General features: G+C 69.0%; 4 protein-coding genes. All 4 read left to right on the forward strand.

Annotated features, from left to right (window positions below; translation table 11 throughout):
• Nucleotides 1-785: 785 nt before the first annotated feature.
• The 4 genes from J2X52_RS16975 to J2X52_RS16990 all read left to right on the forward strand — a co-directional run bounded on the left by J2X52_RS16975 (nt 786) and on the right by J2X52_RS16990 (nt 16,062).
• Entirely contained in the window at nt 786-1,595 is an 810-nt protein-coding gene (locus J2X52_RS16975) for a DsbC family protein (RefSeq protein ID WP_310156185.1), read from the forward strand.
• 239 nt (nt 1,596-1,834) lie between these two features.
• Complete coding sequence (gene purL, locus J2X52_RS16980) at nt 1,835-5,737, forward strand: phosphoribosylformylglycinamidine synthase (protein WP_310156187.1); 3,903 nt, start codon at nt 1,835-1,837, stop codon at nt 5,735-5,737.
• Nucleotides 5,738-6,281: 544 nt separating this feature from the next.
• On the forward strand, nt 6,282-13,982 hold the full coding sequence (locus tag J2X52_RS16985) for a YadA-like family protein (RefSeq protein WP_310156189.1): 7,701 nt from the start codon (nt 6,282-6,284) through the stop codon (nt 13,980-13,982).
• Nucleotides 13,983-14,139: 157 nt separating this feature from the next.
• Complete coding sequence (locus tag J2X52_RS16990) at nt 14,140-16,062, forward strand: S8 family serine peptidase (protein ID WP_310156193.1); 1,923 nt, start codon at nt 14,140-14,142, stop codon at nt 16,060-16,062.
• Nucleotides 16,063-16,123 lie beyond the last annotated feature (61 nt).

Genomic DNA, 16,123 nt, shown 5'->3' on the forward strand with positions numbered 1-16,123 from the left:
CTGCGCGAGGCCGGACGTGCGATGAAACGACTGGCCGGCAGCGACTCGATCCAGACCGCGCGGGTGCGCCGAACGCCCGGCGTGCTTCGCCGGGCCGGACGTGCGATGCAATGAAAAGCCGAGAGCGATTCGATCCGAACCGCGCGTGACGGCGCCGAACGCCTCGTGCTGCGCGAGGCCGGACGTGCGATGAAACGACTGACCGGCAGCGACTCGATCCAGGCCCCGTGGGGACATCATTTCTCTCCAGCGTGCCTGCTATCTCAATCAACTCGCTCGATTCGGCCCTCACCCGACGCGCCGTGCGCGTCGACCTCTCCCGGAGGGAGAGGTGCCTGTGCAGCGGGGTTTGCCAGGTTCGACCTCACCTGACGCGCTCCGCGCGTCGACTTCTCCCGGTGGTAGAGGTGCCGGTTCGACGTTGGTTCGGCGAAGATCCGTCACCTGCGCTGCTGGACCGCGATGCAGCTCCCACGCGCGGGGTGCCGAACGGCCCCTCTCCCTCGGCGAGATGGGGTGAGGGCAGGAGCTCGCCGAAAACCAGCCCCCAGAACCGCGCCGTGAAACACACAGGCCGCGACGTGCCCATCGTGTCGCCGAGCCAGACGCCCCGGTTCCAGCACTGAAATGCCAAAAGCTCCGCGGCAGTCCTTCGGTAGCCGACGCCAGCCGACCGGCACCATGAACGTCCCAGCCCCACTCCAAGCCACGCGGAGCCCGCTCCATCCCTTCATGCCAGAATGGCCGCCCCCGGGATCGTCCCCCGCTCTTGGTCTCCAGATTCGATGAAGCGATACGTGTTCGCGCTGCTCGGCGCTTTCAGCCTGTCCGCCTGTGCCCAGAATCCGGGTGGATCCGACCCCGCCGCGGCCTCTACGACCCCCACGCCGGCGCCGGCCACGATCGAAGCGCCGGCAGGCTCCCCGGCGGCGGAAGCACGCGACGCGATCCTGTCGATCAATCCGCAGGTCTCGATCGAAAGCGTGTCCGATGCGCCGCTGCAGGGCTTCCAGGAGGTGATCGTCTCGGGCCAGGTGCTCTACGTCAGCAACGATGGCCGCTATGTGCTGCAGGGCAGCCTGTTCGACGCGCGCGAGAAGCGCGACCTGAGCCAGGCCGGACTGTCCAAGCTGCGCCAGCGCCTGCTGTCCGAGGTGCCCGAGGATCAGCGGATCATCTTCGCGCCGGCCAATCCGAAATACACGGTGTCGGTGTTCACCGATGTCGAATGCGGCTACTGCCGGCGCCTGCACGAGGAAGTGGCCGAGTACAACAAACGCGGCATCGCGATCGAGTACCTGGCCTATCCGCGCATGGGCCCGGGCAGCGACGATTTCCGCCTGATGGAATCGGTCTGGTGCGCCAGCGATCGCAAGCGGGCGCTGACCGATGCCAAGTCCGGCCGTCGCGTGAATGCCAGCGCGTGCGAGAACCCGGTGGCCGCGCATTACGCGCTGGGGCAGCGCGTCGGCCTGACCGGCACGCCGATGATCATCGCCGCCGATGGCACCCAGATGCCCGGCTACATGCCGCCCGACCAGTTGCTCCAGGCTTTGCAGCGCCTCGATGGTGCCGCTGCCGGCGGCAGTCGCTGAACGAAGGCGCCCGGCGCGCATCCAGGGCGCAGTGAACAGACCGCTGCCGGGGTGATGCACGGATGCCCGCTTGCGGGTCGCTGGGCGCTGCGCGCGGGCAGACGTCGCGCCGGGCCATTGCAGACTCGATTCCGTACAAGGCGCGTCGCGCGTCCATCGTCATCACCGGCGACACGGCCGGGGCAGCAGGCGCGGCCATTGGCTACAATGGCCGGCCCTGAAACACGGTTTCCCCGGACATGATCGTCCTCGAGGGCCAACAGGCCCTGTCGCCGTTCCGCCGCGAACGGCTTGAAGCACGTCTGCAGTCGGTGTCGCCCGCGCTCTTTGTCGCCGGCGCCTGGCATGTCTACTTCGTCGAAGCCAAGGCCGGGCAGGCGCCCGACGATGCCACGCTGCGCCGCATTCTCGAGGTCGATGCCGGTCCTGCACCGGCGCGCGTCGACGGCGCGGTCTCGCGCTACGTGTCGCCTCGGCTGGGCACGATCTCGCCCTGGGCCAGCAAGTCGACCGAACTGCTGCGCGGCGCCGGCCTTCCAGTGCACCGCGTCGAACGTGGCCTGCGCCTGGATCTGAGCGGCTGGCCTGATGATGCGGCCACGCAGGCCGCCATCTCGAAGTTGCTGCACGACGCGATGACCCAGTCGCTGCTCGACAACGTCGACGCTGCCGACGCGCTGTTCGCGGCGCCCGCGCGCGGCGCGCTCGAACGCATCGCGCTCGACGATCTCGATGCGGCCAACCGTCGCCTCGGTCTGGCACTGGCCGACGACGAGATCGCCTACCTGCGCGAGCGCTTCGGCGCACTCGGCCGCGATCCCGCCGACGTCGAGCTGATGATGTTCGCGCAGGCGAACTCCGAGCACTGCCGGCACAAGATCTTCAATGCGTCCTGGACCATCGACGGCGAGGACATGCAGCGCAGCGGTCGCGCGCAATCGCTGTTCGGCATGATCCGGCACACGCATGCGACCACGCCCGAGTACACGCTGTCGGCCTACAGCGACAACGCTGCGGTCGTCGAGGGTTATCCCTCGCAGCGGTTCCGCCCCGATCCGGTGTCGTTTCAATACCGCAGCGAACCGCTGATCGACAGCGCGTTCTGCATCAAGGTCGAGACCCACAACCATCCGACCGCGATCTCGCCGTTCGCGGGCGCGGCCACCGGCGCCGGCGGCGAAATCCGCGACGAAGGCGCGACCGGCCGCGGCGGCAAGCCCAAGGCCGGCCTGACCGGTTTCTCGGTCTCGCATCTGCGCATTCCGACGCTGCCGCAGCCGTGGGAAGCGCCGCGCGCGCTCAATGCGCGCATGGCGCCGGCGCTCGAGATCATGCTCGACGGCCCGCTCGGCGGCGCCGCGTTCAACAACGAATTCGGGCGTCCGAACCTGCTCGGCTACTTCCGCAGTTTCGAACTGGCCGAAGGCGACGACGGTCTGGTCCGCGGCTACGACAAGCCGATCATGCTGGCCGGTGGCCTCGGCGCGATCGACCGCGCGATGGTGGAGAAGAAGACGTTGTCGGCGGGCGACGCCGTCGTCGTGCTCGGCGGTCCGGCGATGCTGATCGGCCTGGGCGGTGGCGCGGCGAGTTCGGTGGCTTCGGGCGAAAGCGCCGAGGATCTCGACTTCGCCTCAGTCCAGCGCGACAACCCGGAAATGGAGCGCCGCGTGCAGGAGGTCATCGACCGCTGCGTGGCGCTCGGTGACCGCAACCCGATCCTGTGGTTCCACGACGTCGGCGCGGGTGGTCTGTCGAACGCGATTCCCGAACTGCTGCATGACTCGAACGTCGGCGGCATCATCGATCTCGACCGCGTGCCGAGTGACGATCCGTCGCTGTCGCCGATGCAGCTGTGGTGCAACGAGTCGCAGGAGCGCTACGTCCTCGGCATTCCGCAGGACCGCGTCGAGGAATTCGAAGCCATCTGCGCGCGCGAGCGTTGTCCGGTCGCGATCGTCGGCGTGGCGACGGCCGAAGAACATCTGACCGTCGGCTACGGCGCAACACCTGAAGCGGTCGCCGCAGGCGGCGACTGGGCGATCGACCTGCCGATGGACGTGCTGTTCGGCAAGCCGCCGAAGATGCACCGCGATACCGCACGCACCACGCCGCATCGCTGGCCGGCGCTCAACAGCCGCGCCATCGATCTGCACGAAGCCGGTCTGCGCGTGCTGGCGCATCCGACCGTCGCGTCGAAGTCGTTCCTGGTCACGATCGGCGACCGCAGTGTCGGCGGCCTGACCGCACGCGACCAGATGGTCGGTCCGTGGCAGCTGCCGGTCGCCGATTGCGCGATTACGCTGTCCGGCTTCGAAGGCTTCACCGGCGAGGCGATGGCGATCGGCGAGCGCAGCCCGCTGGCGCTGATCGATTCGGCCGCCGCCGCGCGCATGGCCGTGGGCGAAGCGATCACCAATCTGTGCGCCGCGCCGGTCGAAACCCTGCACCGGGTCAAGCTGTCGGCGAACTGGATGGCCGCGGCCGGCCACGCGGGCGAAGACGCGCGCCTGTTCGATGCGGTGCATGCGGTCGCGATGGAGTTGTGCCCCGAGATCGACCTGGCGATTCCGGTCGGCAAGGATTCGCTGTCGATGCAGGCGCAGTGGCAGGCCGATGGCGCCGCGCACAAGGTGGTCTCGCCGGTGTCGCTGGTGGTCACTGCGTTCGCGCCCGTGCCTGACGTGCGCACGCAGCTCACGCCGCTGCTCAGTCGCGAGCCCGGCACCGAGCTGTGGCTGATCGGCCTGGGCGCCGGCAAGCAGCGCCTCGGCGGCTCGGTGCTGTCGCAGTGTTTCGAAGGCTTCGGCGGTGCGGTGCCGGATGTCGACGAGCCCCAGCGCCTGAAGGCCTTCTTCGAGCTGATCTGCGAAGCGCGCGAGGCCGGCCTGCTGCTGGCCTATCACGACCGCTCCGACGGCGGGGCATTCACCGCGCTGTGTGAGATGGCGTTCACCGCGCATGTCGGCCTCGACATCGACCTCGAGGGCTGGGGCGACGACCGCAGCGGCGATGCCTTGCGCACGCTGTTTTCCGAAGAACTGGGCGCGGTGGTGCAGATCGACGCCGAGGATCGCGCGGAGTTCGCCGATCTGGTGTCGCGTCACGGCCTGATCGAATGCGCCCAGCGCATTGCGCGTCCGACCACGGCAAACGCCATCCGCGTGCTCGATGGCGAGGACTTGCTGGCGGAGTGGAAGTGGGAGGCGTTGTTCGACGCCTGGTGGTCGGTGACCCACGCGATGCAGGCGCTGCGCGACAACCCCGCATGCGCCGATGAGGAGCGCGCGGGCGCACGTCGCTTCGATGCACCGGCAATGCGTCCGGTGCTGACATTCGATCCTGGCGACGACATCGCCGCGCCCTACATCGCAACCGGCGCGCGGCCGCGCGTCGCCGTGCTGCGCGAGCAGGGCGTCAACGGCCAGATCGAGATGGCCTCGGCCTTCGATCGCGCCGGCTTCACCGCCGTCGACGTGCACATGAGCGATCTCATCGCGGGCCGCGTGGATCTGGCGACGATGCAGGGACTGGTCGCCTGCGGCGGCTTCAGCTACGGCGACGTACTGGGCGCGGGTCGCGGCTGGGCCACGTCGATTCTCGAGACTGCCGAACTGCGGGCCGCGTTCGAACAGTTCTTCGCCCGTGGCGACACGTTCTCGCTCGGTGTCTGCAATGGCTGCCAGATGCTGTCGCAGCTCAAGCCGATCATCCCCGGTGCCCGGCACTGGCCACGCCTGCTGCGCAACCGCAGCGAGCAGTTCGAGGCGCGCTTCGGTCTGCTCGAAGTCGAGGCGTCACCGTCGCTGTTCTTCACCGGCATGACTGGTTCGCGGATTCCGGTGGCCATCGCCCACGGCGAAGGTCGCGTGCAGTTCGACGACGATGCCGACCGGATCGCGGCCAGCGTCGCCTTGCGCTATGTCGACGGGGCAGGGCCGGCCACCACGTATCCGGCCAATCCCAACGGGTCCCACGACGCCATCGCGGGCCTCGCTTCGGCCGACGGCCGGGCCACGATCCTGATGCCGCATCCCGAGCGCACGCCGCGCACCGCCAACCTCAGCTGGGCGCCGGCCGACTGGCCGGAAGACAGCCCATGGCTGCGGATGTTCCGGAATGCGAGGCGGCATCTGGGCTAGTCCCGCCGCGTCCATCAACGTCACGCGAGCGCGTGACGTGCAATCGCGCACTGAAGACGCCCGGTCCTGATGGACCGGGCGTTTGCGTATGCGCGCCATAAATTTGACGCGCTTCGCAGTTTTGGCAAGAAATGTCGTTAATTCTGTGTTTAAGTCATTGATTGTCATTGATTGTCATTTTTGGCCCTTGACGGGCAGTTTTTGCGGCGCAAGTATCGGACACGAACCGGCGTTGGGGGACCGTTCAACTTGTACGCATTCAGGGGATTGATCCGACGACCGCGGCGCGAACCTGCGCCCGCTCCGACGCGTTCGAACTAGACATCGAAACCCACGGTCGCTTGCGGCCGTGGGTTTTTATTTGCCAAAAATCTTTTAAATCAGAGACTTGCAGAGGATCGACATGAACCGAATCTATCGAAAGGTGTGGAGCCGCGCGCTCAAGCAACTCGTGGTGGCGTCCGAGTTCGCGTCCGGAGATTCCGCAGGGGGTTCCGGTTCTCGCGTTGCTGGTGCAGGAGGCCGGGCGGCACTATCCGCTGCGGTGCTGATCGGGCTGTCGGGCATCGCACTCCCGCTTTCGGCGCAGTCGGTCGGCGTCGGCGGTTCGGGAAGCTGCGCGGTGGTGACCGGCAGCCGCCTCGTCGTGACCCAGTGCGCGATCACTGGCAGCGCGAACGCATCGGGCACGAACGCGACCGCCTTCGGCGCCCAGGCAGTGGCCAGTGGCCCCCAGTCAACGGCGATGGGCTACGCGTCGCAGGCGACGGGACCGAATTCGACCGCCCAGGGCGCGAATGCCCGGGCGACTGCCAACAGCGCGACCGCCAACGGCGCCAATGCCCGCGCGTCCGCAGCGAATGCCTCGGCCGTCGGTGCAGGCGCCAACGCCGCCGCGACCGGTGCGACGGCGCTCGGCTCGAATGCCCAGGCGTCCCGCGCGCAGTCCACTGCGGTCGGCTTCACCGCCCAGGCCCTCGCCGACGGCGGTACGGCGCTCGGCCGAAGCGCGACGGTTCGCGCAGGTGCGACCGATGCGGTCGCCATCGGTCACGGCTCTGTCGCCACGGATGCGGACACGGTGTCCTTCGGTGACGGCGTGGGGACCGGCGCAGCGGGTGCGCCTGCAACGCGGCGCCTGGTCAACGTGGCCGACGGCATCGCCGACAGCGATGCCGCGACCGTGGGTCAGGTCGATGACGCGGTGGCCGAGTCCACCCGCCACTTCCAGGCCACCGGCGAGGACGACGCGCTGGTCGAGGGCGAAGCCTCCGTTGCCGCAGGCGCGGGCGCCGCGACCGGTGGCGATTTCACCACCGCGGTCGGCTCCACCAGCAGCGCCTACGGCACGGGCGCCTCGGCGTTCGGCAGTGGCGCGTATGCGGGCGCCGACCAGTCCACGGCGCTCGGCTTCAACGCAAGCGCGAGTCAGGAAAACGGAACGGCTGTCGGCGCGGGTGCCGATGCCAGTGGCGTCGCCAGTACTGCCGTGGGCGGTCAGGGTGAAGCGCTCGACCAGTTCGGCTGGCCGATCGAAGACGAGGATGGCAATCCCGTGCTGGTCGGCGCCGCGGCAGCGGACTATTCGACCGCAGTGGGCGCAGGCGCGCAGGCGACCGGGGTCCGTTCGGCGGCGCTCGGCTACGGCGCGCGCGCCGAGGGCGAGTCCTCGCTGGCAGCCGGCAACAAGGCCCACGCACAGGCGGATTATGCGGTGGCGCTGGGTGACAACAGCCACGCCAACGGTGAGCAGAGCACGGCGACGGGCGCATACGCGTGGGCAACAGCCGACGGCGCCACCGCCTACGGCAGTTTTGCCTGGGCAACCGGCGTCGAGTCCACTGCGCTCGGCCTGGATGCGTATGCATCCGGTCGCCGCGCCGTCTCGATCGGCTACGGCAGCTGGGCGCCCGCGGAGAGCGCGGTCGCCATCGGCAAGGGCGCGTTCGCCTACGACAACTACACCGTCGCCATCGGCCACCAGGCATTCGCCGACGACATCCACGCCATCGCGCTCGGGACAAATTCGTACGTCGATGCCGAGAGCGGCATCGCGATCGGCGCCGGCGCATCGGTGGAGACTGGCGCAACCAATTCTGTCGCGCTCGGTTCCGGCAGCACTGCCGATCGCGCGGACACGGTATCGGTCGGCGCGGAGGGCAACGAACGCCAGATCACCCATGTGGCGGCGGGCACGGAAGAGACCGACGCGGTGAATCTTGGTCAGCTCGACGAAGCCACTGCACGCTTCACCGCGACCGGCGATGGCGAGGCCTATGCCGACGGCGACGATGCCACCGCGGCGGGATCCAATGCCACCGCGGGCGCGGATTACGCGACCGCAATCGGTTCCGGCACGAACGCGACCGGCGTGGGCGCATCCGCGTTCGGCAGCGGCGCCAGCGCTTGGGGCCAGTACGCGACCGCGTCGGGTTTCAATGCGCTGGCCGAGGGCGATTCGAGCACCGCCGTCGGCGGCTGGCTGTACTACGAAGATCCGACCACCGGCGCGGTCCTGCTGGACCAGACCACGACCGCCGCCGGCGCTGGCGCATCGGCCTTAGGCGCGGGCGCGCAGGCGACTGCAGCATTCAGCACCGCGACCGGTGCCGCGGCCACGGCCGAGGGCGCGCAGTCGACCGCGCTTGGCTACCGCAGCACGGCAGCAACGGCGGCCTCCAGTGCGCTGGGGTCCTTCTCCGAAGCCACCGGTGGTTTTGCCACCGCAGTGGGCTATGGCAGCGTGGCCAGCGGTGACTACGGTCTCGCGGTCGGCGGCATCGCCGACTACGGCGATCTGCTGATCGGGTTCCCCGGCCTGATCCTGCAGACGACCGAAGCCAGCGGCGTGGCGTCCACAGCGCTCGGCAACGGTGCATGGGCGACCGATATCGGCGCGACCGCAGTGGGCACGCTGGCCGAGGCGACCGGCATCCAGACCACCGCCGTCGGCACGCTCGCGTATGCGACAGCGGATGGCGCGAGCGCGATCGGCAGCGGCAGCGCCGCTTCGGGCGAGGACTCGACCGCGATCGGCTTCCTGGCCGGCGCGTCGGCGACGAACAGCGTGGCGCTGGGCGCGAATTCGCAGGCGGACCGCGACGACACGGTGTCCGTCGGTGCGTCAGGCAGCGAGCGCCAGATCACTCACGTGGCCGCGGGCACCGAAGACACGGACGCGGTGAACCTGGCGCAGCTCGACGAGGCCACACGGAATACGAAGTACTTTGTCGCCAGCGGCGCGGAAGGCGAGGACGGCGTCGCGGCCTACGTGGATGGCGAGTACGCCACAGCGGCCGGTGAGGCAGCCACTGCGTACGGCAGCGGTGCATCGGTGTTCGGTTCGGGCGCTTCCGCAGTGGGCGACTACACCACTGCATCGGGCTATGGCGCATCGGCCACCGCGACGTCGGCGACCGCTGTCGGCGGCATGCTCTATTACACCGACCCCGATACCGGCGCAGTGCTGCTCGAGCAAGTGACCACCGCGGACGGCGAGGGCGCAAGCGCGCTGGGCGCTGGCGCGCAGGCCACGGAAGCATTCGCAACCGCGACCGGCGCCGCCGCGTCCGCATCGGGATTGCAGTCCACGGCGACGGGCTACAGCAGTACGGCATCGGGTCTGGCCGCGACTGCGAACGGCGGCTTCGCCGAAGCCACCGGCGATTTCTCGACCGCGCTGGGTTACGGCGCAGATGCGAGCAATACGCGCACGACGGCAGTCGGCATCAGTGCAACGGCGAGTGGCACGAACGCCACCGCCCTTGGCAACACCGCCCAGGCCAGCGGAAACGTGAGCCTGGCGGCCGGCAGTGGTTCGCAGGCGACCGGTCTCAACAGCACTGCGCTGGGTGGGTCGGCCCGTGCGACCGCGGACAATACGACCTCGCTCGGCCAGTTCGCCTGGGCGACCGCGGTCGGAACGACGGCAGTGGGCCGCGATTCCTACGCCTATGCGCAGAACGCCACCGCGCTCGGACTCAGTGCCTGGGCCAACGGCGTGAACAGTGTGGCGATTGGCGCTGGCGCGCGGGCAACCGAAGCAGGGGTGGTCTCGATCGGCAACGGCACCGGCGCCGGTGGCTTCCCGGCCACGCGCCGGATCACCAACCTCGCGGCGGGTGTCAACGACACCGACGCGGTGAACATGGCGCAGTTCAATGCAGTGGCCGAGGCGGTCGAATCGACCACGCGCTACTTCGCTGCGAGCGGCGAGGGCGAGGCCGCAGTCACCGGTGACGAGGCGCTTGCGGCCGGCTCGGGCGCTGCGGCCGATGGCGATTACGCCACTGCGGTCGGCTCTGCGGCACAGGCACTCGATCAGGGCGCATCGGCGTTCGGCAGCGGTGCGTTCGCAATTGCCGAGAACGCCACGTCGATCGGCTTCAATGCGGTGTCCAGCGGCGCGAATGCGTTGGCAGTCGGCGCGACATCCGAAGCGTCGGGCGAGTACGCGATCGCCATCGGTGCCGAAAGCGTGGCAACAGGTCTCTACGCCACCGCAACCGGTGCAGCGGCGAGTGCGTCGGGCGACGGCAGCGTGGCCTCGGGTGCACTGGCCGAGGCGGCGGGCGAAGAGGCCACCGCAGTCGGCTACTTCGCGTCGGCTGCAGGGGAGGGGGCCACCGCGGTGGGCGCAGAAAGCGTCGCCGACGGATCGAGCGCAGCCGCGTTCGGATTCGCTGCCGAGGCGACGGGCGATTTCGCGACCGCCCTTGGCGGCAACGCGATGGCGAGCGGCGTGAACAGCACCGCGGTCGGCAATTCAAGCGACGCCAGCGGGACCAGTGCGCTCGCCGTGGGCGCCGACAGCATCGCCTCGGGCAGCTACAGCACCGCGGTGGGCCAGGCGGCCACCGCGACCGGCTACAACAGCGTGGCCGTGGGTGGCGCGTTCCTCGGCCTGCTGCCTGCCGAGGCATCCGGCGATTTCTCCACGGCCGTCGGTGGCGCCGCGTACGCGGCTGGTACCAACAGCACGGCGCTCGGCAACTTCGCAAGCGCCGAGGCCGTCAACAGTGTGGCGCTGGGCGCCGATTCGATCGCAGACCGCGAAGACAGCGTGTCGGTGGGCTCGGCGGGCAACGAGCGCCAGATCACCAATGTTGCAGCAGGCACCGAGACGACGGATGCAGTGAATCTGGGTCAGCTGGAAGACGCCACGGCCTACAACCGCTACTTCCGCGCATCGGGCGACGGCGAGGCCTACGCGGACGGCGAAGAGGCAACCGCGTCCGGTTCCAATGCGACAGCCGGTGCCGACTACGCCACCGCGATCGGCTCGGGGACGAATGCCACAGGCGTCGGCGCGTCGGCATTTGGCAGCGGCAGCAACGCCTGGGGTCAGTACGCCACGGCGTCGGGCTACAACGCATTGGCCGAAGGCAATTCGAGCACCGCAATCGGCGGCTGGCTGTATTACGAAGATCCCACCACGGGGGCGGTGCTGCTCGACCAGACCACCACCGCGGTCGGCGATGGCGCTTCGGCATTCGGCGCGGGCGCGCAGGCCGTCGGTGCGTTCAGCACCGCGACCGGTGCAGGGGCAACGGCCGAAGGCGGGCAGTCGACGGCCACCGGTTACAGCGCGACTGCGGGCAGTGACTACGCGACCGCGACCGGCGCTTTCAGCGATGCCAGCGGCGCGCGCGGCACTGCCAACGGCTATGCCGCATCGGCGGGTGGTGACTACAGCACGGCCGGCGGCGCATTCGCCGACGCGAGTGGTCTGTACGGCACTGCGTTCGGCTACGGCGCGACCAGCAGCGGCGATTACAGCCTGGCGATCGGCGGCGTCGCCGACTACGGCGATCTGCTGATCGGCTTCCCGGGCCTGATCCTGCAGCAGACCGAGGCCAGCGGTGTGGCCTCCACTGCGCTGGGCAACGGCGCCTGGGCCACCGAGATCGGCGCGACTGCGGTCGGCACGCTGGCCGAGGCGACCGGTGTGCAGACCACGTCGGTGGGCACGCTGGCCTATGCCACGGCTGACGGCGCGACCGCGATCGGCAGTGGCAGTTCCGCATCGGCCGAAGACGCCACGGCGATCGGCTTCCTTGCGGATGCGTCGGCCGCCAACAGTGTCGCGCTAGGCGCCAACTCGGCGGCAGATCGCGACAACACCGTCTCGGTCGGCGCGGCCGGTGCCGAACGGCAGATCACCAACGTGGCAGCAGGCACCGCAGGCACCGATGCGGTCAACGTCGACCAGCTCGAGGACGCCACGCAATACAACAAGTACTTCGCGGCCTCGGGTGACGAGGACAACGACCAGGGCGCTGCAGTCGACGGCGATTTCGCCACGGCCGCAGGTTCCGCGGCGCTTGCATACGGCGATGGCGCATCGGCCTTCGGCAGCGGCGCCTTCGCACTGGCCGACAACGCGACGGCAGTCGGTTTCAACGCAACCGCAGCCGGCCAGAACAGTGCGGCCTTCGGTGCTGGCGCGCAGGCTGACGGCGCCGCGAGCGTTGCCATCGGCGGCGCAGCCGTGGACGAGGACGGTACGCCGTTGCTCGTGGACGGCAGCGGCAACCCGATCGAAACCTCGGCTACCAGCGCGGGTGTCGCCGGCACGGCGGTGGGCGCAAGCGCGGATGCGAGTGGCTTCGCCGGCTCGGCCGTCGGCGTGGGGGCTTCGGCTACCGGCGAACTGTCGTCCGCCTTCGGCGCAGTCGCCAATGCGGTCGGCGACCAGTCGACGGCGATGGGCTACGCCTCGGCGGCCACGGCTGCGGACTCCACCGCGATCGGCTCCTACTCGGTGGCCAGCGGTCTCAACAGCGTCGCGGTCGGCGGTGGCGCCGGTCTGTTCAACCTGTTCCCGACCGAAGCCAGTGGTGACTACTCCACCGCCGTCGGCGGCGCCGCATGGGCATCGGGCTTCAACAGCACGGCGCTCGGCAACTTCTCCACCGCATCGGGCGACAACAGCCTGGCGCTGGGCGCCGATGCGGTGGCGACTGCCGATGGCAGCGTGGCGCTCGGCCAGGGTTCGGAAGCCGATCGCGAGAACTCCGTGTCGGTGGGCAGCGCTGGCAGCGAACGTCAGATCACCAATGTGGCTGCCGGTGAAATCGCCGCCGACAGCACCGATGCGGTCAACGGCGGCCAGCTCTACGACACCAATGTCCGTGTGGACGGGGTCGAAGATCGTCTGGGCGATGTCGAAGGCATTGCCGCCACCGCAATCACCTACGACGACGACAGCCGCGCTTCGCTGACGTTCGAAGGGGAGAACGGCACCCGACTGACCAATCTCGCCAATGGCGCGATCAACGCGGGCAGCACCGATGCAGTGACTGGTCGCCAGGTCTTCGGCGGTCTGCAATCCACCGCAGATGCGCTGGGCGGTGGCGCGGCGGTCACCGCATTCGGCACGATCTCCGCGCCGACGTTCGCCATCCAGGGTGGCAACTACTACTCCGTCGGCGATGCCTTCGGCGCACTGGATGCCGAAATCAGCGGGCTGAAGCAGCAGGTCGGCGATCTGGATTCGGCGGTGAATTCGGTCACTGCAGCCAAGTCGCAGGCGAGAGTCGCAACGGCAGCCGCGAGTGACGAGACCGCCGTTGCCGGCGACACGCGTACAACTGCAGCCACGACCGCGACCGCGGGCGCCGAACTCGCGACCGTCGACGCGGTGGAAGATGCGGCCAGCGCGCCGGCAGGCGCACAAGCCACGGCCCAGGCGAGCGCGTCGGCAGAGGTCGACACCAGCGGTGTGCAGGGCACGCCCACCGCGGCCAGTGTTGGGCGCGAACGCGTTGCGGATCCGGCCACGAGCGCGACCGCCTCGACGACCGCCGTGTCGGCGGACGTGCCCGCCGCCGGTGGCGTGTCGATGGCCCAGGTGGAGGCGGCATCGGCCGATGCACGTGCGTATGCCGACACCACCGCGACCCAGGCGGTCAGCAGCGCGAACTCGTATACGGATCAGCGCTTCGCAGCGTTCGACGACACCTTCGAGCAGTTCAAGGGCGATGTCGATCGCCGCTTCTACGACACGGATCGCCGCATCGACCGTCAGGGCGCGATGGGCGCGGCGATGCTCAACATGGCGACCAGTGCGGCGGGTATCCGCACCGAGAACCGCGTCGGCGTCGGTATCGGCTTCCAGGGTGGCGAGAGCGCGCTGTCGGTGGGCTACCAGCGCGCGATCAGCGAACGCGCGACGGTCACCCTCGGCGGTGCGTTCAGCGGCGATGAAAAGTCGGTCGGCGTGGGTGCCGGTTTCGGCTGGTAAGAACTGACCGTCGCGCCGTCGCCAACCGGCGGCGCGATGGGAACGGGCGGGGCAGTCGGGCGGCAGACGCGGTCCGATACGAGGCGGCAGGGGCGTGGCGCAGCGCTGCGTGGACCGGGTCGTCGCATTCCATCATTTCTGCAAAGAAGAGGTTCCAATGAAGAAAGTCATCATTCCGTGCACGCTCGCGGTTGCGGTTGCAGCGGCACTGACCGTCGGCGCTGTCAACGCAGGCAAGACCTCGCGCGCCGCCGGCAACATCTCGACCGACAACGTTGCAGGCCGCGTCGACGCGCAACCGGTGCAGCGCCTGATCATCGAATACCGCGACGGAACCCGCGAGAAGACCAACCAGGCGGCGGTGGTTACCAACGTCCAGAGCGCGCTGGTCCGCTCGGGCCTCGTGCGCGGCGCGAGCAAGGCGTCGAATGTCAGCTACCAGCGCAGACTGGCGACCGGGCATGAGTTGGTCCGTCTGACCAGCCCGCTCGATGCGGTCGAAGCCGATGCGCTGGTCCGCCAGATCGCCGCCGATCCGAACGTCAAGTCGGTCAGCGTCGATCGCTTCCGCCAGATCGCATCGGTGCAGCCGGCCTATGTGCCGAACGATCCGGATTTCCAGGAATACCAGTGGCATATGCGCGCCCCGGATGGCGGCGCGACCTTCGACGGCGGTCCGAACCGCGGCGGCGCCAACGTGCCGGCCGCATGGGACCTCTCCGACGGCGATGGCATCACCATTGCCGTGCTCGACACCGGCATCAGCGCGCATCCCGACATCGACACCTCGCTGGCCGATGCAGGCTATGACTTCATCACCGACGCCCTGGTGTCGGGTCGTGCGACCGCCGGCCGCGCGCCGGGCGGTTGGGATCTGGGAGACTGGACGATCAACTACCCCGGCGCGAGCGCCTGCCAGCAGCGCAACAGCTCCTGGCACGGCACCCACGTGGCGGGTAGCGCCGGTGCGCAGATCACCGACAACGGCGTCAGCCTGACGGGCGTGGCCTATGGCGCAAAGCATCTGCCGGTGCGCGTGCTCGGTCACTGCGGCGGCGCCGAGTCCGACATCGTCGACGCGATCATCTGGGCTGCCGGCGGCAGCGTCGCAGGTGTGCCGGACAATCAGAACCCGGCGCAGGTCATCAACCTGAGCCTCGGTGGTTCGGGCCCCTGCTCGTCGGCCGAAGCCGATGCCATCGCGCAGGCGAACGCGCTGGGTGCAACGGTCGTGATCGCGGCCGGCAACAGCAATGGCGACGTGGCGAACTTCTCCCCGGCCAACTGCCCCGGTGCGATCGCGGTCGCGTCGAACGGCGTGACCAGCGCCCGCGCCTATTACTCGAATTACGGCGCAGGGATCGACATTTCGGCGCCGGGCGGTGGTGTCTATGCGAACGATGCCGGCAGCGGCACGCAGATCTATGACGGCTTCATCTGGCAGGCGAAGAATCCGAGCACCACGACACCGACCCCGGTCGCCGACATCGCACCGAATTATGCGTCCGGTTCGGCGGGCACCTCGCAGGCGTCGCCACACGTGGCCGGTGTCGTTGCGCTGATGCAGAGCGCACGTCTTGCCGCCGATCTCCCGCTGCTGACGCCGGTCGAAGTGCTCGACATCCTCAAGCAGACCGCCACGCCGTTCGCCGTCGCACCGGTCGCCAACCGTCCCATCGGCCCGGGCATCGTCAATGCCGGCGCAGCCGTTCTGAAGGCGATCGAGCCGCCGTGCGAGGTCGATTGCGCGCCACCTGCGACCCCGATCGTCAACGCGACACCGGTGCGTTCGCTCTCGGGTGCAGCCGGCAGCGAAACGCTCTACAGCATCGAGGTGCCGGCCGGTGTCACGGGTCCGCTGAGCATCACCACCAGTGGTGGCAGCGGTGACGTCTCGCTGCACGTGAGTCTTGACGAAGCGCCCGGCGACACCGGGACGTGGAACTCGACGCGTCCGGGCAACTCGGAAACCATTCGCATCAACGCGCCTGCAGCCGGTGTCTATTACATCAAGCTGGCCGGCAACCGGGCCTACTCCAACGTCATCCTGCAGGCGCGTTTCACAGCACCCCAGATCTGATGTCCAAGCCGTCCTGCGGATGCAGGGCGGCTGACGGCGTACTCGAAACCGGTGGATGCTC

Origin of the sequence: Luteimonas sp. 3794 (assembly GCF_031456825.1) — a bacterium.
Classification (GTDB): Bacteria; Pseudomonadota; Gammaproteobacteria; order Xanthomonadales; family Xanthomonadaceae; genus Luteimonas.

Coding starts and splice junctions, on each gene's coding strand:
- J2X52_RS16975 (WP_310156185.1), top strand. CDS start 786: ATGAAGCGATACGTGTTCGCGCTGCTCGGCGCTTTCAGCCTGTCCGCC.
- J2X52_RS16990 (WP_310156193.1), top strand. CDS start 14,140: ATGAAGAAAGTCATCATTCCGTGCACGCTCGCGGTTGCGGTTGCAGCG.
- purL (WP_310156187.1), top strand. CDS start 1,835: ATGATCGTCCTCGAGGGCCAACAGGCCCTGTCGCCGTTCCGCCGCGAA.